The organism is Calditrichota bacterium (assembly GCA_013112635.1).
Classification (GTDB): Bacteria; Calditrichota; Calditrichia; order Calditrichales; family J004; genus JABFGF01.
In genome coordinates this window covers 813,812-837,583 of record JABFGF010000001.1, presented here as the reverse complement: position 1 = coordinate 837,583, position 23,772 = coordinate 813,812, and the positions used below count along the sequence as shown (strand labels likewise).

The 23,772-nt window shown below is 37.8% G+C and carries 4 protein-coding genes; all 4 read right to left on the bottom strand.

The features are described 5' to 3' along the window. Positions 1–10 precede the first annotated feature (10 nt). On the bottom strand, positions 11–8,944 hold the full coding sequence (locus HND50_03515; GenBank protein NOG44269.1) for an amino acid adenylation domain-containing protein: 8,934 nt from the start codon (positions 8,942–8,944) through the stop codon (positions 11–13). Between the two features lie 44 nt (positions 8,945–8,988). Continuing rightward, entirely contained in the window at positions 8,989–12,348 is a 3,360-nt protein-coding gene (locus tag HND50_03510; protein NOG44268.1) for an amino acid adenylation domain-containing protein, read from the bottom strand. A gap of 246 nt (positions 12,349–12,594) precedes the next feature. Continuing rightward, entirely contained in the window at positions 12,595–17,178 is a 4,584-nt protein-coding gene (locus HND50_03505; GenBank protein ID NOG44267.1) for an acyltransferase domain-containing protein, read from the bottom strand. A gap of 145 nt (positions 17,179–17,323) precedes the next feature. Continuing rightward, the gene (locus HND50_03500; protein NOG44266.1) at positions 17,324–23,668 is read right to left on the bottom strand and encodes an amino acid adenylation domain-containing protein; all 6,345 of its coding nucleotides are present in this window, start codon (positions 23,666–23,668) and stop codon (positions 17,324–17,326) included. Between the last annotated feature and the right edge of the window lie 104 nt (positions 23,669–23,772).

The following is a 23,772-nucleotide window of genomic DNA, read 5'->3' as shown; positions in this document are numbered from 1 at the left end:
AAATACTTTTCTATTCAAAATCGGATAAAATATCATCCAGCTCGTCCTGATCTAAATCGGCTTCTTCAAAGTCTGAAGGCGTATAACTCCCACTTTCAACTTCCTGGCAATGGGTAATTAATTGACGTAATTCATTAATAAAATCATCACTAAGTTTTTGAATTGTTTCCTCTAAAAAGAAATTTTCGCTATAACCAAAATTTGTTTTTAATTCTCCGTTTACAATAGAAATGCTTACATCAATAAGATGGCTGCGTAAGTTTAAATCTGAACGTTCGGGACTGGCAATATCGTTCATTGCCATAAACTGACCACTCGAATCATTTCGTTGATCAAATTGTCCAAGATAATTAAAAACAATCTCCGGTTTTGCTAAATCAGCTAATTTTTGCTTTTCTGGTGAACTACTCAAATAGCGCAATAAACCAAATCCGATACCTTTGTTTGGAATTGCCCGTAGTTGTTCTTTAACAGATTTTAAAGTTTCTGCAATGTCCGAAACACCTGTAGTTGAAAGCTTTAAAGGATATACAGATGTAAACCAGCCCACTGTTCGCGATACATCTGCATCTTCAATAATCTCTTCACGTCCGTGTCCTTCAAGATCTAAAAGTAGATTGTTTTGGCCAGTTCCTTTCTGGATGGCTCGCAAGAGTGCTGTCAATAATGCATCATTGATTTGGGTGTTATAAACTCCCGGTACATCTTTTAAAAGGGCATCCGTTGTTATTTTCTCTAAGCCGCTTTCAATTGTTTTTAATGAGGATTCTAAGTTTTCCCCTTTAGAAAAATCTATCGGAATTCCTGCAACGTTTGGAGAAGTTTGCTCTAACCAAAAAGCGTGTTCTTTTTCAAGATTTGCAGATTGGGCATATTTGTTGATTTGTTCTGACCAGTATTGAAATGATGTTGTTTTTGGTGGTAATTGTGCCTCTTTACCGGAAGATAATTGGACATAAGCATTTTGTATATCTTCCATCAAAATACGCCAGGAAACGCCATCTACAGCAAGATGATTGATTGTAATGAACAACCTGTTTTGCAAATTTCCGGAAAGTTTAAAATAGGCACTTTGGATAATCGGACCGTTTTCCAGGTTTAAGTTTTTTTGCAGTTTTGTTGTTTCCTCTAAAACTTTTTGCAATTGATTCTCAGAAGGGGCAGATGAAAAATCAAAATAATGAAACGGTGCTTCTGCCAATTTTTCAATGTTGGATTGATGCCAAATCCCATCTTGAAAAGTATATTGTAAACGCAAAGCATCGTGGTGTTCTATTATTTTTGCAATAGTGTTTTTTAAAATTTCCGGTTCAAATTGTTGTGATGTGGCAAGCATTATAGATTGGTTCCAATGCTCTTTCCTTGCAAGGTCCCGATCAAAAAAGTAATGTTGAACGGCTGTTAACGGAACAGCTCCGCTAACCATTCCTTGTTGTGCATTAATTACTTTTATTTCACCGGCCAAAGCTGCCAAACCTGATATAGTAGGCGCATCGAACAGGTTTTTTGGTGTTATGTTTATACCCGCACTTTTAGCCCGGGCAATAACCTGAATGCTAAGAATTGAATCACCGCCAAGCTCAAAGAAATTGTCATTGATTCCAATTTTGTCAGCGCTTAATACTTCTTTCCAAATTTGCACCAGGATTTTTTCAGCATCGGATGTCGCATCAATAAATTCAGTGTTGAGTGAATCCCTTTCAACTTCTGGTTTAGGCAAAGCCTTTAGGTTAATTTTGCCATTTGGTGTTAAAGGGAATTCATCCAGAAATGTGAAGAATGCCGGTATCATATACTCCGGTAAAGATTGTTTTAGATGGTCTCGTAAATCCGAAATTACCGGTCTTTCAATATCTGAAATTAAATAAGCGGACAACCTTTTACCTTCATTGCCATCTTCAAAAGTATTAACAACCGCATCTTTGATTTGAGCATGGTTTTTTAAAACGGCCTCTATTTCCCCAAGCTCCATTCTAAAACCACGCACTTTTACCTGGTGATCAACACGGCCTACAAAATCCAAATTACCATTTGGCAGTTGGCGGACAAGATCACCGCTTTTATACATTCTGGAACCAGAATTTTTTGAAAATGGATCGGGAATAAATTTATCGGCAGTTAATCCGGGCCGGTTTAAATAGCCACGCGCCAAGCCTTCACCGCTAATATGCAACTCGCCTGCGACACCTAATGGAACCGGCTGAAGATATTTATCAAGAACATAAAACTGGGCGTTGGCAATTGCTTTTCCAATAGTTGGCTGTTCACTGTTTTCAGAAACACGGCAAATAGATGAATCCACCGTGCATTCGGTTGGACCGTACATATTAAAGAATTCAGTATTTGGAGCTTCACAAAGGGTTTGCCAGGTAGAGGCGTCAATAGCTTCACCGCCGGGTAAAACTGCTTTTGGTGCTTCGGTTCCAGGATTTAATAAACCGGCTTCGAGCAACAATTTTAGCTGGGATGGAACGCAATCTAAAACAGAGATTTTATGCTTTTGAATATATTCAAGAAGGTTTTCTCCGCTGTTGCGTGCATCATTTGGAATGATATATAATTCATGTCCTTTGGTCAGCATTACAATTTGCTGCATCGAAGCATCAAAAGGGATAGGCGCGTTTAAACTAATACGTTGCTTTTCTCCGCCGATTGCCCGGTAGATTTCTTTATCCAGATTAGCAGCAAGGTTTAATGCAGATTGGTGCTTAACCATTACACCTTTTGGCTTTCCGGTTGAACCGGATGTATAAATGATGTAAGCCAGGTTATCGGATAAAACAGGTGTATTGAGATTAGAGCTGTCTTCTCCTGCAAATTCATCCTGCAATTTATCGATATTAATAATTTCAGTTTTTCCTAAAGATAAATTTTGAGCAAGATTACCTTTTGTTAAAAGCAATTTGGCGTTAGAATCTTCCAACATGTACTGAATTCTATCCGTGGGATAAATAGGATCTAAAGGCAAATAAGCGGCACCTGTCTTCATAATAGCCAAAATCGCTTCAATCATATCTGTGGATCGGTCCATTAAAATGCCGATAATTGACTCTGCCTTAGCATTTTTTCTTTGCAAATATCTTGCTAGGCGATTTGAACGCAAGTTAAGTTCATTATATGTAAAACTTTTTATATCAAAATGTACAGCCGTAACATCAGGTGTTTTTTTGGCTTGCCGCTCAAATTGCTGATGGATAAGTCCATCATTTTGATAGTCTATTATTGCCGAATTCCATTTTTGTAAAAGTGCTTTTTGATCTTCAGCATCGAATAGCTTTGTTTTTGAAATAAGTTGATCCTGATCTTTAACAAATTCATCCAACAGAAATTGAAAATGGTCAATCATTCGATTAATTGTTTCTTCTTTGAAAAGATCAGTTTTGTATTCAAAAATGCCAACAAGTCTGTTTGTATGCTCAACCATCTCAAGGGACAAATCAAACTTTGAAGTAGAGCTTTCAAAATTAAATGGTCTGATCGATAAATCCTGAAGTTCAATTTTCTGAATCTCTGAATGCTGCAAAGAAAACATTACCTGAAATAGTGGCGAATGAGTTGTTTCCCTTTCCGGTTGAAGGGCATTAACCAGTTTTTCAAAAGGTATATCCTGATTGTCAAATGCATCTGCAGTAGTTTTCTTCAACTGGTTCAAAAGGTCAGTAAAAGACATGTTGTCATTTAAAAAACTTCGTAATACCAGTGTGTTCACAAAAAAGCCAATAAGAGGCTCAATTTCACTTCGCGTACGGTTGGCGGTCGGTGTTCCGACAGTAATATCATCCTGATTGGAATAGCGGTAAAGAAAAGTAACAAAAGCAGCTAAAAGTGTTGTAAACAGGGTTGTATTATGTTTTTTTGATAATTTTTTAAGATTGAGATATAAGTTTTCCGGGATATGAAAAACATCTCTTTTGCCATCAAAATTTGTAGATTGAGTTCTCGGGAAATCGGTAGAAAGTTCAATTAAAGGGGGTGCATTTTTTAGCTGATTTTCCCAGAAACTTTGTTGTGACTGTAATCTTTCCTCACTAAGCCATTCCCGTTGCCAGGATGCAAAATCTGCATATTGGATTGGGAGTTGTGGCAAAGAAGGTTGATTGCCCTGGCTGAGAGAATTATAAAGACTAGCAAGTTCGTTTATAAAAATATTGCCTGACCAGCCATCGGAAATAATGTGATGAAAAACTAAAACTAAAATAAACTCATCTTCAGCAACTTTTAGCAAAAGTGAACGAATGAGTGGGCCGGTTGCTAAATTAAAAGGTTTTGCTACTTCTTCATTGGCAATTTTTAATGCTTCATTATCAAGCTCTTCTTGACTTAAACTTCTGTTACTAATATCGTGTTCAATAATAGGAAAAGAGAGTCCCTGAATAATTAGCTGTAAAGCTTTCCCGGTGCTGGACTGGAAAATTGTACGTAGTGTTTCGTGGCGGTTTACGATTTCATTTAAACTCTTTTTGAGAATTTCTTTTTTCAACTCACCTTTTATGCGGATCGCGCTGGGGATATTATATTGAATATCGTTTGGGTTCATTTGATCCAAAAACCACAAACGTTCTTGCGCAAAAGAGAGAACCAAATCTTCATCTCGCGGAACTGCCGGGATTGATGTTATAGAGCTCTTCTCATTTTGATTTTTTGCGATATCTTTTTCAACGGCATAACCAAATTGTTCAGCAATTTCCCAGCTTGAATCAGATAAAAAATCATTAGAGTGATAGGTGCGCCATTTATCAGCCACCGAGGAATTGATATTTTTGTGGAGGTAAAATTTGAAATCACCCACCATTTGGGAGTTTTCAGAAATTCCGGCGGTCATTTTTTTACCTTCATATGGCTTAAGCATATCATTGGAAAAATCAATGTTCATAAAACGACATAAATTTTCCATATTTGATTTTGGATCAGCCAAAATATCTTCAAATCGAATTTGAACCTGGCGCTCTTCAGGAACCGATTGTAAAAACTCAACAATATTACGGTTGGAAATAATCCAAATCAGTTCTGCCAATTCACGGCGTGAAAAAGAATGTTTGTGGCGGAAGAAATTCTGATCAAGCTTAGCTTCTATAAATGAATAGATCATGGCATAAGGATGGCGTACCAGGTGGATATAAAGCGGATCTTCAAAATCTTCTTCCATCCTTTTTAGTATGTTTGGATCGAAAGCATAAGTTGGGGTTTTATCTACAATAAGTTTATCAGATAACCAGTTTTGCATTTCAAAATAAAAATCTTTTACAGATAATTTTTTACTCTCAAAATCCGCCATGATCATTTTGGCTTTTTCAACATCGCATGATTTTGCTTCCATAATGGCCTGAAGGGGAGACTCGAGCCAGATTTGCAATCCGTCTTTTGAGAAAGCTTCTTTACGTTCCTGCAAAGTATTAAAAGTCAGCAAGTCCAATTCCGGCGGTGAAAACAGGTTTTTATTTCCGGCGAGCATCACTCGCATCAACGTAGAGCCAGAGCGGGGCGGTGAAAGCAAAAAGACAGCCCGCGGGTTTTTAGAACTTCGTGAACTTACTTCAGCAGGAAGTTCTGCAAGAGGATGTATTAAAGAAGAGAATAGATCAATATCATCCTGTTTTATTTTTTCAATTTCACCATCTTCACTTAATATGATTTTATATTCATCAGCAGATTTGATTTCTGAGCCAAAATAGCTCTTTATTTTTTCCGGGAAATATTCGTTGATATACATGGCAAGTTCAGCCACCGTTGGAGCCTTGAAAATGGCACCGACATGCATCGTTTCATTAAACTCTTTCTGAATCCTGTTTGTAAAAACGGCTGCTTTTAGTGAATTGCCACCGATATCGAAAAAGTTATCATAAACGCCAACTTGATTAAGACCCAAAATATCCTGCCAGGTCTTTACCAGAAGCTTTTCAAGATCGTTTCTTGCAGCAATAAATTTATTTTTAACTGCCGGTCTGTAATCTTCCGGGTCGGGCAGGGCTTTTCTATCGATTTTACCGTTGGGTGTATGCGGGATTTTATCAATAGTAATATAAATAACCGGCACCATATAATCTGGTAAAGATTTCAATAAAAACGTTTTAATATTACTTGATTCGATCTCATTATTATTTTTCTTAATGATATATGCGACTAGTTGAGTTTCATCATTTTTATTTTTTCGCGCAAGAACAATACTTTCATCTATTTCAGGATGATTTTTTAAGATTGACTCAATTTCGCCAAGTTCAATTCTAAAGCCACGTAATTTAACTTGTTGATCAATGCGGCTTATAAATTCAATATTCCCATCTTCAAGATATGCAACCAGGTCTCCGGTTTTATACATTCTGGCACCGGGCTTTTTAGAAAAAGGATCAGCTATGAAGCGTTCATTTGTAAGGTCTTCCCGATCATGATAGCCAAGCGCCAGGCCATCTCCTCCAACAAACAATTCTCCGGGAACTCCAACCGGAACAATCTTTAAATTTTTGTCTAATACGTAACATGTGGAGTTGGCTATTGGTTTTCCAATCGGGACATTGGTAGCATTTTCTTCAATATTTTTAACTTCATACCAACAAGAAAATGTTGTGTTTTCTGTTGGCCCATAACCATTTAATAATCTTTTTGGCGGACCACTTTTGAAAGCTTTATAAACTGATGAAGGAGTAGCAGCTTCGCCGCCGAACATTAAGGTATCAAATGTTTTAAATGCGTCTGGGACTTCACTAATAATCTGATTAAAAAAGGCAACTGTCACAAAAGAAGTATTAATTTTGTGTTTTCTCAACTCTGCAACAAAGTTCTTTGTTGAAAGCATTATCTCTTTTTTAATTCCTACTAATTTTCCACCGTTTAACAAAGCTCCCCATATTTCAAATGTTGCCGCATCAAAAGACGCATTGGAAACCTGGGCCATAACAATACTTTTAGAAAAATCTACATAATTGGTGTTTAAGACAAGCCGGGTAATTGCTTTATGCGGCACAACTACGCCTTTGGGTTTGCCGGTAGAGCCGGATGTATAAATGATATAGGCTTTCTCACCAGAGGAAATATTAATATCAGGATTTGTAGTTTTATTAATCTTGTTGATTTTTTCTTCACTAAAATCAACGTTTAAAATTTGGATATCTGTTTCCGGTAATTTGTCTGCAAGTTGTTCCTGCGAAAGGAGGATAACCGCATTACTGTCCTCCAGCATAAATGTCAGACGCTCTTTTGGATAGGATGTATCCAGTGGAACATAAACACCACCTGCTTTTAAAATTGCTATAAATGAGGTGATCATTTCAATGGAACGCTCCATGTAAAGGGCTACATGTGCTCCTTTTTCAACTCCATTGTTTATCAGGTAATGGGCCAGTTTATTGGCATTTTCATTTAGCTCACGGTAATTGACTTTATATTCCCCATAAGACACTGCGATAGAATCCGGGGACTTTTCAACTTGTTTTTCAAAGAGTTCATGAACAGACGCCTCTGATGAATATTTAGATTCCGTTTTATTCCAATCGTAAATGATTTTTTTTGTTGCAGCTTCATCTATTAACGAAAGCTCAGAAACCATTTGATCAGGATTTGATGTAATTGCTTTGATCAAAGTTGTAAAAAATTGACTAAACCGCACAATAGTTGGTGTTGCGAAAAGATCTGTATTGTATTCAAAAGTACATTTTATACCATCGGGAGTATCAAGCATTAAAAGCAGCAGGTCAAATTTTGCCACTTCAATTTCGATATCCAAAATATCTACTTTTAATTCTTTGCTTCCAAGAATCGGTGCTGATTGAAAATCGAACATGACTTGAAATAGTGGTGAGTAGCTCAATTCTCGTTTTGGAACAAGGCTTTCAACAATTGAATCAAATGGAACATCCTGGTTGTCTGAAGCTTCTGCCACATCGCTGCTGATGTGTTTTACCAAAGAATTAAAACTAATATCTTCTTCAAACCTGGCACGCAATACAATTGTGTTAACAAAAAATCCAATCAGGTTTTCAATTTCTTTACGGTTGCGGTTTGCAATTGGTGCACCGACTCCAAAATCTTCCTGGCCACTAATTTTATAGAGAAAAATCTGGAATGCAGCCATTAAAATACTATAAGGTGAGACCTGGTTTTCTTTGGCCAGATTTTTTATTTTTGTAGATGTAAGTTGGTCAATCGAAAACAGATGATGTTTCCCATTTGCTGTCATCACAGAAGGACGGGAATGGTCGGTATGCAGCTCAAGAAAGTTCGGCATTCCTTTTAATGCAGTTTTCCAATATTCAAGCTGTTTATTTATTTTGTCATTATTTGATTGCTGTAACTGCCATGCTGAGTAATCGGCAAATTGAATAGATAAATCTGGCAAAAGTGTCGCTGATGCTGAATTATGGTTTTGAATAAGATAGGTTATTTCCTGTATAAAAATACCGATTGACCAACCATCTGCAATTATGTGATGCATATTCACACAAAGTACATGATCATCGGGAGCAATTTTTATTAGAGATGCTCTAAGTAAAGGTGCTTCGCTTATATCGAAAGATTTAGCAGCTTCTTCTTTTAGGGTTTTTTGAATTGAAGAATCAACTTCTTCGGTATTTGCTGAGGAAATATCAATCTGATTTAGTTCAATTTTTGCACTGTTGTCAATTTTTTGCTCAGGTTCACCATTATCATTTGTGATATAATAGGAACGCAAAACTTCATGCCGCTCAATAACCTTGTTAATACTTTTTTGCAGAAGCTCAATATCTATTTTGCCATGTAAACGAATCGCAGAAGGAATGTTATAAAAAACACTTTTCGGATCCATTTGGTTCAAAAACCACAAACGTTTTTGCGCAGAAGACATTTCGTAAACACTCTGATCCGGCCTTTTTTCAATTTTCTCTTTTTTCTTTATAGATTTGCTCAACTTCTTCTGAAGCAGTTCGCGCTGTTCCGGAGTAAGTTTAGAAAGTCGTTTTGATAGGTCTGACATAGAATCCTGCATAAAATAATTATTTGTTATCTGTATTACCCGGCTTACTCATCGTCTTCTAATAATGCGGCAATTTCATCATCCGACATACCTTCAAGCTCATCGAGCATGTCGCTTAGTTCATCATCATCATGTTCTTCCGCCTGAACTTCAGCAATTGCCAGCGATATCCCGTTAACTGTTGGTGATTCGAACAATGCTCTTAATGGGACCTCAACATTGAATTTTTCACGGATCATTGAAATAACCAATGTTCCCAACATTGAATGGCCACCTAATTCAAAGAAATTATCATTGATGCCAACCTTGTCAATTTTCAAAACCTCGGCTACTATTTCAGCAAGAACTTTTTCAGTATCAGTTCTTGGGGCAACATATTCTGTTGCTAACTGCACCCTTATATCATCAGGTATTGGCAAATTATTCTTGTTGATTTTACCACTTGGCTGCAATGGAAATTCAGAAAGGGGAATAAAAATGGCCGGAACCATAAATGCAGGCAATTGTTTGGCCAAAAAAGATCTTAAATTAGAAATAGTCGGAGTTGTACCTGGTTTTGGAATAAAGTAGGCAAACAAGGTTTTTTCACCAGATGCATCAATATTTGGAATGACAACCGTTTCCTGTATTTCGACATGTTTAAGTAAAGCCGCTTCAACTTCTCCGGGTTCAATTCTAAATCCACGAATTTTTACTTGTTCATCAACACGACCAAGGAATTCCAGGTTTCCATCAGAAGAAAAACAGACTTTATCTCCTGTTTTATACATTTTTTCTTGTTTATCAGAAAATGGATTTTGAACAAATTTTTCTTTTGTTGTCTCTTCAAGATTGTGATATCCAATGGCCAATGCATCACCTGTTATATGCAACTCTCCTGGGAATCCTGGCGGAACCGGGCTACCGTTTTCATCCAAAATATAAAATTTTCTGTTGGCACAAGCTTTTCCAATCGGAATTGAACTGTATAATTTCTCTTTTATTAAATCTTTGGATATTTCAAATGTTGATGCTGTAATTACAGCTTCAGTCGGGCCATAAGCATTTAATAAACGAGTGCTGCCAAGGATTGTGGAATACCATTTTTTCAAAGTGCTTAACTTCATTGTATCGCCACCAATAATAACAAGCTCAAGATTGTGGCTTATCAGGTTTTGTATTTGTTCTTTGGAACTCAAATATTCTGTCAATTGATTCCAGTACGCTGTAGGCAGGTTTATCACATTTAGGTTATATTTATTTACATAAGCCATAAAATCTGCGGCAGGCCATACTTCATCATCTCTCAAAACAAGTGTTGCACCGCTTATTAATGTTGGTAAGATTTGTTCTAAGGAAGCATCAAAATTCAATGCTGCAAATTGAAGTACATTTTTCTTCGAAGTAAGGTTATAATGCCTGGCCATATCTAAACAATGATCAGCGATTGTTTGATGAGCTACTAAAACACCTTTTGGATTTCCGGTGGAACCAGATGTATAAATTATATATGCCGGACTGTTTGGTTTAGCCTGATTTACAACTTCATTGTTCTCAGGAATATTTTTAAAAATAATTTTTTCAGATATTTCCAGTTTACTTGCAATGTCCAAATCAGATTTGGTTAAGAGTAATTTGGCGTTGCTGTCATCAATCATATATTGTAAACGGTCTTGAGGGTAACTTGCATCGAGTGGCAAATAGGTCGCACCGGCTTTCATAACACCCAGCATTCCATAAATCATTTCGGCAGATCGGTTTGCCAGAACTGCAACAATATCACCGGGTTGGATTTTCTTTTCATTTACCAAAAACGTCGCTAAAGAGTTAGACTTTTTTAGTAAATCCTTGTATGTAATATTTTGATCTGCAATTTGTAAAGCAATTTTGTCAGCATTTTCTGTGAGGTTTTCATCAATCATTTCCGGAATTAATTTGGTTGCATTTGATGTCCGTTCGCTTGAAGCCCACTGATTCAAAACAAGGTTACGTTCATCTTCCTCGAGCAAGCTAATCTCAGAAACAGTTTGAGAAGTATTTTTTAAAAGCTGAGTTAAGGTTTGCTTAAAATGACCAATCATCTGTGAAATGGTTTCTGCTTTAAAAACATCGGTATTAAACTCAACTTTGCCATTTAACAAATCACCATTTTCAGTGAAATTAAAAATCAGATCAAACTTTGATGTTTTATTGTCTAATTCTACAAGGCTTACTTCCAACTCCGGCAATTTTAATGTTTCTACCGGCGCATTGTTTAAAACAAACATTACCTGAAAAAGCGGTGTGTGGCTCATGTCCCGTTTGGGATCTAATTTTTCTACAAGTGTTTCAAAAGGTAAATCCTGATGATCGATTGCCCCGATCGTTGTCTCTTTTACACGTTTTAAAAGTTCAGATATTTTTGGATTGCCGGATAAGTCGGCCCGCAAAACTAACGTGTTGATAAAAAATCCAATCAGTGATTCCGTTTCGCTGCGGTTACGGTTTGCGATGGGTGAACCGATACAAAAATCATTTTGCCCGGAGTACTTAAAAAGCATTATCTGAAAAACAGATAACAGGGCCATAAATGGCGTGATGTCAAATTTCTCGCAGAGTTGTTTAATGTTTTGCACGGATTCAATGTCGAGATCAAAAAGCAAATTGTCTCCGTTAAAAGTTTGCACAGCTGGCCGGGGAAAATCGGAGGGCATTTCCAGGATGGGCGGAATTCCTGCAAGTTGCTTCTCCCAATAATCAAGCTGGTTTTGCAGGGTTTTACCGCTCAACCATTTTCGTTGCCAGGATGAGAAATCTGCATATTGAACGGGCAACTCGGCGAGTGAAATTTTATCTTCATTAGCAAGGGCAGGGTATAGCTGCATTATTTCATGGATCAGAATACCTGTGGACCAATTATCCGAAACAATATGGTGCAGCGTGAGAATTATTATATTTTTGTCATCGCTGATTTGAATTTGTTTTACACGTAAAAGTGGCCCATTGTTTAAATCAAAAGGTTTTATCGATTCTTCAAATATCAGTTGTTGAATATCGTTATTATTCGATTCACTAACTATGTCAATATCCGGCTCGAAAGCTTGCTGTACTATTTGATATGGTTCTTTACCCTCATTTGTAAATGTGGTTCGTAACACCTCGTGGCGTTTTATAATTTCACAAAGTGCACTTTTCAAGGCATCTTTATTTAGATTGCCCTTTATTAAAATGGGTGAACAAATATTGTATAATGGGCTTCCAGGTTCTAATTGATCCAGAAACCAAAGACGTTGTTGCGAATAGGACAGAGGAAATTTATTAATATCACGAGAAACAGGGATAATAGCCATTTGGGCAAGATCGACTCCTTGCTCCATCAGCATCATTTCCAGGACTTCACGTTTTTCCGGTGGTAGATTGGCTATTTGTTTGTAAATATCGCTCATTTATACCTTAAATATTAAAAAAACAAATCCCTTTTTAACTGAGTGAATCAAAGTAACTTTGAACCCACCCCTAACCCCTCCAAGGAGGGGATTATATTTTTCCTTTTATAAAACGGTACACCATGCCAGTCGTATATAGAAAATTTTGACTACATATTTAATAAAAAGTTGATGTTACTATTCCCCTCCTTGAAGGGGTTAGGGGTGGGTCAGGTTTATTTTTTTTCGACCACCCACACTCCGTTTTTAGTTTTTCTTCTTCAGCATCTCTTTTATCTGTTCTTCGGACATACTCTCAACCTTGTTCAGCATGTCGGCCAGTAAATCTTCTTGAGGAGCTATGTCTTCTTTTTGCTCTCCAATAACTTTTGCCACTCCGGAGATTGTTGGGTCTTCAAATAAAACCCTTATGGGTAACTCTACCTGAAATTTTTGTCGGAGTTGGGCTATTAGCTGTGTGCCTAAAAGAGAGTTCCCGCCAAGATCAAAGAAGTCATCGTTTATTCCAATTTCAGCAATTCCAAGCAACCTTTGCCAGGTACTGCATATCTCTTTTTGAAGATCTGTTTCAGGTTCAACAAATGGAGTAGGTAAATTGGGTCTGTCGTGTTTTGCTTGAGATGGGTCAAAAGTTTCATCATCTTCTGCGACCGGCCCGCTTCCAATTAGCCATTTATTTATGCGCGTTTCCAGGTTTCCGGTGGAAACAATAACACGACGGCTTATAATTCCACCAAGGATTTTTGTTAACACCTCAACACCTTCATCCGGATAAATGGAATAATCTGTTACATTTGTACTGACTTTCGTACCATCTTTACCTTCAAAACGCCAACCGTCCCAGTTTACACATAACCAGTTTTGACCATCACTCTGTTTTGCCTGGCAAAATACATCAAGAAAATGGTTTGCCGCAGAATATGCCGTAAATCCCAATCCACCCAAAACTGTTGAAAGCGAAGATTGTAATATGACAAAATCCAGATTTTTGCCAGAAAGGACTTTGTCCAAAACTTTAGTTGCTTCAAGCTTGGAATGCAGCTGAGTGGCCAAATCGTCACGGCTAACCTGGGAAACAAGTCCAACCATACTTTCACCCAAAGTACCTGCAGCATGGATCACACCATTCAGTTTTGATTTAGCAAAATCTATTACCTTTTTCATCTCATTTTCATTGGCTGCATCAATTGAAAATATTTTTACGGATTGAGCAGTTTTTTCAATTTCTAAAAGCTGATCAATCCTATACCAGACAAGATCTTTTTCATTGTTTTGATAGTAATTTTTCCACTCATTTTGCTCAGGCACGGTTGAACGGTTTACAAGGATCAAATTGGCGTTATAATTATTTGCCAGATATTTCGCAAAAGTCAGTCCAATCCGTCCAAGCCCACCGGTAATTAAATACGTTCCATTTTGTTTTAAAAGTAGCTCGTCAGTAGTAGTTGGCTTTACTTCATCATAATAACCAAGCCAGCGGTGTGTTCCGCGGTAAGCTATCGAATATTCATCAACTGGGCGTGTACTTTCCTGTAAAATAAATTCCGCATATAAGTCTGACTGCTTTTGATAGTTTCCAGACAAATCTATTGATTTGGATGTAATATTTGATAGTTCCTGAGGAATTACCCGACAAGGACCCAAAATAGGAGCATTGTCTGCCTTTAGTTGCTCGTCACCGCTTATTTCCTGCAATCCATTTGTTAGTACAAAAAGTTGTATTTCTTTTTGTGGTACGATTTGTTCAATCGCTGCTGCCAGATTTGTTAAACTAAAAAAACCTGTTTCATGCAAGGTTAAAATATCTGAACTCTCTTTTTCAGAACAACTCCACAAATGAAGAATCTTGTCAGGTATTTTGCTCTCTTGTTGAAGGTTAGTAAAAAGAGATTTATAATCTTCCCATGAAGAAGGATTCAATTCAAAATGATTCTCGTTAATTACTGAGAATTTCGATCCGGTTTTAACAAATACGGCGTTAATTTTATTAGCCGCAAGTTTCTTCTCAATCTCTGCTGAAATTAAATCATCTGATGAAAAAACAAGCCATGTTTTATCTGTTTCAAGATTTTGTTTAAACGTAAAATCTGCTTGTTTCCAGGATGGGGTATAAAGCCATTGATTTGTATTCTGTCTTTTATTCTCGTCATCCGTTGTTTGAACTATTTGTCCGGTTTCCCCATACCAAAATTGTTTTCTATCAAAAGAGTAGGTTGGTAGCGGGATTCTCTTTATTTGTTTATTTTCAAACCTTTTTTCATTATTAAATTGAACACCTGCAAGCCACAAACGGCCCATTGTGTTTAATAAAAATGAGCGGTCAGATTGTTCATCTTGTGGATGCCTTAAGGAAGAAAGAATTATTCTGTTCAGACTATTTTCCGGGTGACGTGTTGCAAGTGAAACCAAAGTCTTACCCGGCCCAACTTCCAAAAAGATACTTTCTTCATTTTCAAAAAGTGTTGAAATATTATCCGCAAAACGAACAGTGCTTCTTAAATGCTTTGCATAATATGCCGGATCCGTTGCTTCATCTGCCGTAATCCAGCCGCCACTAACATTTGATACATATGGAATCTCGGGGGTGTTTAGATCAAATCCTGCAACAAATTGCTTAAAATTGTCAAGAATTGGTTCCATCATTTTTGAATGAAAAGCATGTGATGTGTGCAATTTGCGTGATTCAATTGATTTTTCTTTTAAGACCAACTCCAATTTTTCTATTGATTCAAAAGTACCCGAAACAACTGACGACCCTTTGCTGTTTAAAGCGGCAATGGATAATTCATTTGTCATATGGGGCTTTAAATCATGCTCGTCCAGGCTAACACTCAACATTGCACCAACCGGCATCGATTGCATAAGACGGCCGCGTTCGGCAACAATTTTTAATGCATCTTCCAAAGAAAAAACACCGGCAAGACATGCGGCTACATATTCACCAATTGAATGACCAACCATTGCTGCAGGTGCTATACCCAATTCAATCCAAAGTTTTGCCAAAGCATATTCAATTATAAAAAGGGCCGGCTGTGTAAATTGTGTTTCATTTATTTCTGAAGAATCCTTGTCCGCTGTAAAAATAATATCACGAATATCTTTGCTTATAACAGGTTTTAAAATTTCTGCACAATGGTCAACGCATTCTTTAAATAAAGCTTTGGTATCATAAATTTCTTTGGCCATTTGGGCATATTGTGAACCCTGGCCGCTAAACATAAAAGTAACCTGCGGTTCAGCCGGATCTTTTTTATGAACCGTTTCAAAAATACGTTTTAGATTGTTTTCCTGAAGGACTTCGATAGCATCATTTTTATTTTCAGCAACAAAATATCGCCGCAAATTAAAATGCTTACGGCCTTCATCCAAAGTATAAGCAACATCAGCAAGATTGGTGTCTGGGGCACTGGTAAGAAAATTTCCAATTTGTTGACAGTTTTCTTTTAAAGCGTCTCTTGTTTTTGCAGAAAATAGTAATAATTGAGGAGCATCGTCTGCAGTGGATTTTTCACTTTTAGGCATTTCTTGTAAAACAACATGGGCATTTGTACCGCCTATCCCAAATGAACTGATGCCTGCTGTTAAAGGAAAGCCGTTGGATTGCCATTCCTTAAGTTTATTGTTTACATAAAAAGGGCTGTTTGCGAAATCAATTTTTGGATTTGGCTTTTCAAAATGCAAACTTGCCGGGATTTGCTTGTTTTTTAGCGATAACACCGTTTTTATAAATCCTGCAACCCCGGCAGCAGCATCCAAGTGCCCAATATTTGTCTTAACAGAACCGATCCCGCAATATTGTTTTTTATCCGTTTCTGCAGCTGAGAAAACTTGATTAAGTGCTGTTATCTCAATCGGGTCACCCAATTCTGTTCCCGTACCATGTGCTTCAATATATGAAATATCCTGAGGATCAACTCCGGCAATTGCTTGTGCTGTGGCGATTACATCAGCCTGTCCGTCAACACTTGGGGCAGTATAACCAACGCGCATCGAGCCATCATTGTTGTAGGCAGAACCTTTAATAAGTGCGTGGATTGTATCGCCGTCATTTATAGCATCTTCCACTCGTTTTAACACAACAATACCTGCGCCACTACCAGAGATAGTTCCACTGGAATCGGCATCAAAAGCACGGCATTCCCCATTTTTTGAAAGAATCATTCCTTCCTGGTATAAATAACCCTGTTTCTGCGGAATAGTTATTGAAACACCTCCTGCAAGTGCCATATCGCAACTAAAATTTTGCAGGTTTTGGCATGCCATATGGATTGCAACAAGCGAAGTAGAACAAGCTGTTTGAATGTCTACACTTGGGCCGCGCAAGTTCATTTTATAAGATGCTCTAGTTGTGAGAAAATCTTTATCATTACCAATTGCAAGTTGATAACCTTCAGCAGGACCTAATTGACCTTTCTTTGAATTGAGAATGGAAAACAGGTAAGTGTTCATACTAACGCCGGCAAATAGCCCAATCAGACCAGGATATTTATCCGGATTATATCCGGAGTTTTCCAAGGCTTGCCAACATGTTTCTAAAAAAACACGTTGCTGCGGATCCATTATTTCGGCCTCATGCGGGGACATATCGAAAAAATATGCATCAAATAAATCAGCATTTTCAATGATACCACGTGTTTTAATATAATTTGGATCTTTTAATACTTCTTCAGAAATACCCGCTTCTATCAACTCCTCTTCTGAGAAATGTGTAACACCTTCTTTTCCCGATTTTAGTAGTTGCCAAAACTCATCAATGTTTTTAGCTCCGGGAAATCGTCCGGCAAGACCTACAACCGCAATATCCAGTTCCATGTTTATATGATCGGGCATGTTTTTCTTTCACTTTTTAAATAGTAATGTCATCCTGAATCAAGCCCAGCATGACATTTTTTAAACCAATATATTATTTAAATTTTTCGTGTTAACCCTGGGTTTTATTTCTAAGTTTTTGCTTTCAAACTTTATTCATTAATTATTATCTTTTTCGGTTCCTTATCCGTTGTTGGGCCAATTTTGTAGCTTCTCTTTGCTTTGCAGCCCGATCCTGTGATTGCTTTGCAGCTTTTTTTACAAGGTCTGTACCATTTTGCATGGATTTAGCGAAAGTACTGATTGTTGGGTATCGGAACATATCAACAATATTTACTTCTTTTTCAAAAACTTCTTTAATTTTTGCCTGGGCTTGTACAATACTCAGGGAGTGCCCGCCTAACTCAAAGAAATTATCGTTTACGCCAACTTGTTCAAGGCTTAATACTTCCTGCCAGATATCAACTAATTTCTTTTCTGTCTCGTTTCCGGCTTTTACAAACTTGGTTTTTTCAATTTCAGGATTTGGTAAAGCATTTTTGTCAATTTTGCCATTGCCGGTTATAGGGAATTTGTCCAACTTAATAATAAAAGAAGGAACCATATAATCGGGTAGGTTCTTTCTTAAATTAAATTTTATTTCATCAGAAATGATCTCCGTTTCCTGCTTTTCCGGGATAACGTAGGCAAGTAGTTTTTTATCATTTTTTCCACGTGCAAGGACAACACAATCTTTTATGTTTTCCAATGATTTTATTGATTCTTCAATCTCACCAAGTTCAATGCGAAAACCACGTATTTTTACCTGTTGATCAATTCTGTCCAAAAACTCAATATTCCCGTCAGGTAAATATCGTACCAGGTCACCAGTTTGGTATAATCTCGCACCCTCAATTCCGGAAAATGGATCGGGCACAAATCTTCTTGCAGTAAGTCCGGGCTTTTTAAAATATCCTCGCGCTACGCCTGTTCCGCCGATATATAATTCTCCGGGAACACCTTTGGGGACAAGGTTCATTGAACTATCCAGGATATAAAGTTTTGTATTATCAATAGCTTTGCCAATTGAGATATGTGAAACGTTTGTCGCGTTTTCAAAATGATAACATGTGGCGCAAATCGTTCCTTCAGTAGGGCCATAAGCGTTTATCATATGTCTGTTTTCAGACCAACGTTCAGCACTTTCCGGTGTTAATGCTTCACCGGCTGAAATGACTGTTTCCAGTGAAGAAAGATTCTCTGGTGGCAAGACCCTTAATACGGAAGGCGGGATTGTTGAAGTTGTAATTCTATTTTGACGAATAAATCCAAGTAGATCTGTCCCGGATGAAAGAATTTGCTGATCGACAAGATAGAGTGTTGCCCCGCTCAGCAAGGTAGTAAATATTTCGGAAGCAGCGGCATCAAAACTTAGTGATGCAAACTGCAATAACCGAACACCCGGATCAATCCTGAATTCTTTTATTTGTGCCTTAACCAGGTTATTCAAGCCGTCGTGAGTTAGCATAACGCCTTTAGGTTGTCCGGTAGAACCAGATGTATAAATTACATATGCCAGGTTTTGAGGACTTAATTCTACACCGGGATTTTGAATTTGCTGATTCTTAAGTTCTACAAAAAGGTCCTCAATAAATAATTTTTTACATGAGTTTCCCGGAAGTTTGTTAATCAGTTTTTTCTGTGTCAATAAAAGTTTTGTCCCGGAATCTTTAATCATGAATTTAATACGGTCAACCGGATAATTCGGGTCTAATGGCAAATAGGCTGCACCGGATTTTAGAATCGACATTACACCAATAATCATATCCAGAGAACGTTCAGCACTGATTGCAACGATTGAATCAGCAGTAACGCCTTCAGCAATTAATTTATTTGCAATCCTGTTTGCTTGCTCATTTAAAGCGCCGTAAGTCAAAGATTCATTGTTGAACACAACTGCTGCTTTGTCCGGATTTTCAATAGCAATTTTCTCAAAAGTCCGGTGAACCGCGGCAACAGAATCATAAATACGTTCAGTTTTATTCCAACGGTTTATAAGCTGGTCTTCATCAGTTTTGGAAAGCAGGTTAAAACGGCCGATTCGCGTAGCTGGTGATTCAGCTATCTGGGTTAGTAAAAGCGTAAAGCGATCAAGGAAGTTTATGACCGTATCACGGGTAAATAAATCTGTGTTATATTGAAGCGAGGCTCCAATGCCACTTTCCAGCTCGGCCATAAGCAGAGTCATATCAAATGGAACAATGCGGTCATCAATGGCGATTGATTCCATCACGATATCGCCAAGTTTCATTTGCCCGCTTCCTTCCGAAACAGCTGCAGCAGACATACCGCTTTCATGTAAAATATGCGCACGCTGATAAACAAACATCATTTGGAAAACAGGGGAACGGCTGGAGTCGCGCCGGGGCTTTACTTTTTCAACAAGCAGATTAAAAGGGTAATCCTGATGATCAAGCGCCTCAACCACATTGGTTTTAATTTGCTCCAGATATTCGTTAAAAGAAATATCATCCTGGATTGAACTGCGGATTGCAACAGGATTTACAAAATACCCCAAAACTCCCGCATATTCGGGACTGGTGCGTCCGGTAGTTGGCGTACCAACTATTAAATCTGTTTGTCCGCTATAGCGGTAGAGCAGAGTTTTAAAAGCAGCAAGCAACAACGAATAAAGAGTTGTATTATTTTTATCGGCAATTTGTTTAAGTGTGTCCGAAATTTTAGAATCTATACTAATTGTCTCAGTTAACCCGTTATATGTCTGGATGGCCGGACGGGGTTTGTCTGTAGGGAAGTTCAGGATTGGTAATTCGCCAGATAACTTTTCCTGCCAGAATTTTAAATGACGTTCGCCAAAAGGGCCATTCAATTTTTGGTTCATTCGTTTGGCAAATTGGGCATACGTAAAACCGGGTTCAGCTAATTGTGGATTTTCTGATGCAGAATAAAGCTCATTCAATTCATGCATAAAAATTGCCAAAGACCACATATCAGAAATTATATGGTGTGCGATATATAGAAATATCTGGCTCCCATCTGGTCGCTTAAACAGAATTACACGTGTCAAAGTATCTTTTTCAAGATTGAAAGGTTTGTCAATCTCTGCTTTAAGTTTTAATTGAAAATCAGCATCGTTTAATTCGGATGTGTCTTCAACGTGAAAAATGGGATCACCTTCTTCGTGTATTTTTAACTGTGCATTCCCGTCAACTTTTATAAAATTTGTTCTTAGCGATTCATGCCTTTTAACCAGTATGGACATTGCAACCTGCAGCTTATCTGTATCCAAAGCAGTCGGAACTCTAACTGCGTAAACGAGATTATAAATACTGGATTCAGATAATTGATGTTGGAACCACATTGCATATTGGCCATGGGACAAGGATGATATGGACTCATCAGCTTCCAATACTTCAGTCTCTGACGTGCCCCCTTTTTGAATTTCTTTCAAAACAATGGAGAGAAGTTCATTAATTGTAGGTCCGCTAATAAGTACAGAAAGCCCAAGTTCAATATTCAACTTTCTTTCTATATTGTTTTTAAGTTCAATGGCCATAATTGAATCCAGGCCTAATTGGGTTACAGCTTTTTCTAAATCAATTTTAGATTTGGAAATTTTTAATACCAGAGATACTTCAGATATGATTTTGTTTTGTATAACCGAACTTTGTTCTTCAGAAGACAGTTTTAGAAATGGTTCGCGATCAAAGGTTTCCTCTTCTTCCTCTTCCACAACAACTTCGTTGGCAATTGTTTGAACTACTTGCCCATCAAGCGGATCTGCCCAAAAACGTTCTCGTTGGAACGGATAAGTAGGTAATTCAATTTTTGAGCGGTGAAATCCGGCATCAAATTCTTTCCAATCCAAATCAAAACCAGTTGTGTACAATACAGCAAGGCTTTCCGTTAAAATATCCCAATTAGTTTCTTTTCTGTTTAAAGAGGGCAGCCATTTTATATCAGGAGAAGGAAGAGTGTTACGAGCCATTCCAATCAAAGAAGGATGAGGTCCGGTTTCTAAAAATAATTTACATCCAAGTTCATCAAGGGTTTGAATTCCTTTAGAAAAATTTACTGCTTGTCTGATATGGCTGGTCCAATATGCAGCATCCGGGGCTTGTGTATGTAACTGTCCCGTTATGTTGGAAATTAATGGGATTTTGGGCTTATTATATTCAATTTCTTTGGCCGTTTGCTCAAACTCTTCCAAAATCGGGTCCATTAATGGAGAATGAAAAGCGTGAGAGACTTTGAGTTTTCTAAATTCAGTTTTATCCGTTTCCAGTTTTTCAAGAATAGATTGTATATCTTCTTTTTTTCCTGAGATAACTGTATTTTCCGGATCGTTCATGCCTGCAACAGAAACATTGTTTTCGAGCCCAACAAGATATTTACTTACTTGTTCTTTTCCTGCAAAAATAGCAGCCATTGCACCATCTTGCGGTAAGGAAAACATAAGCTTGCCACGTAAAGCGACCAACTTTAATCCATCCTCAAGGCTAAACACACCGGCAATTGCGGCAGCAACATATTCTCCAATACTGTGTCCGGTAACAAAGTCTGGCTTTATGCCCCAGGAAATCCACAACTTGGCAAGAGCGTATTCAACAACAAAAAGTGCGGGTTGCGTATAGCGTGTCTCATGAATTTGATCACCTTCCTCTTTAAAGATGACGTCCAATATGGAGTTGTCTAACCAAATTTTTAAGATTTCATCACATTCATCTACTATTGCTTTAAAATAGGGTTGAGATTGATATAATTCTTTTACCATTCCGGGATATTGTGCACCCTGTCCGGTAAATAAAAATGTCTTTTTAGGGAGTGATTTTTTGCCAAGTTTTGCATAACGGTATAAAAAATTCTCTTCACCGTTGGCAAAGTCATTACAGGCTTCAACCAATTCCGAATGGGAATGAATTTTTATTGCCAGTCTATGCTCATCTTGAATCCGGCCTTTGTTTGCTGTATTGCACAAGTCACCAATATTTATATCTTCATTTTTTGTTGCAAAATCAGCATATCGCACTGCAAGATTTTTTAAAGCATTTTTGTTTTTTGCAGAAAGGCATAAAATGTGTACAGGGCGATCAATACCATTTTGTTCAATTTTCTTTTCCGGTGCTTCTTGTAAAATAACATGTGCATTTGTTCCGCCAAACCCAAATGAGCTGGTACCTGCAATTCGTTTTTTGCCATTCACATTCCATTCAATGGTTTTTGTAGGTATCTCAAATGGCATTTCGGAAATCGGGATATGTGGGTTTATTTTGTTAAAATGCAAATGAGGCGGGATTTGTTTATTTTTTAAAATTAAAATGGTTTTGATTAAACCTGCTATTCCAGCCGCACCTTCAAGATGCCCAATATTTGTTTTTGCAGAACCGATGTAACAAGGATCGTTTTTCTGTCTCCCGTCCATTACACTGTTTAGCGCCTGTACTTCTATCGGATCGCCAAGAATTGTTCCGGTTCCATGCGCCTCAACATAACCAATATCTTCAGCTTTTATCTTTGCAAATTCCAACGCATCTTTAATTACGCGTTGCTGAGACAAAGCATTTGGAGCTGTTAATCCATTTGTCTTCCCATCCTGATTTACCGCAGAACCACGAATTACGGCAAGAATGTTATCATTGTCACGTCTCGCATCAGAAAGACGTTTAAGTACAATCATTCCGCAACCTTCACCACGAACATACCCTTCAGCTGAAGCATCAAAAGTACGGCAGCGTCCACCGGGAGCAAGCATATTGGCTTGTGAAAATGTGATACTGGCAACAGGGGAGAGCATAACTGAAACACCGCCGGCAACAGCCATATCTGTTTCGCCGTTTCTCAAACCCTGGCAAGCAAGGTGCACTGTAACCAGTGAAGATGAACAAGCAGTATCAACAGAAAAGCTGGGTCCCTGTAAATCTAACAAATACGAAATTCTGTTTGCCGCTATACTTGCAGCATTTCCGCTTCCAAAATAGGCATCAATACCTGTAAAACCCTGGTTTTCTTTTTGAATCAGTCCATAATCATTTGAGCAAATACCTACATAAACACCTGTCCTTGATTTTGCCATATCTTTCGGAGAAAATCCGGCATGCTCAAATGCTTCCCAAGTAACTTCCAATAATAATCTTTGCTGGGGGTCCATTTTCATGGCTTCACGCGGGGAAATACCAAAAAATGCGGGGTCAAACTGATCGGCTTTTTGTTTTATAAATCCGCCATAGCGGGTAATCATTTTGCCGCTTTTTCCAGGAGAAGCATCATAAAAGGAATCAATTGGCCAGCGTTCTTGCGGTACTTCATCGATCGCATCAACGCCATTTTTTAAAAGCTGCCAATATTCATCATTATTATTTGCTCCGGGAAAGCGGCTGCCCATCCCGATAATGGCTATCGGTTCACTTTTTTCGCGCTGAATTTTTTTTAGCTTGGCTTTCATTTCTTCAAGCGCGAACAGAGCACGTTTCAGTGGAGATAAATTATCGATTCTTTCGTCTTTTTTATCCATTGATAATCCCAAAAAGAAAACTACAATCCTGTCAGAAATATATTTCTGACTTTTAACCCCTCATGGCAAAAAGATCGTAATATTCAATTACAAAAGTTGTGACT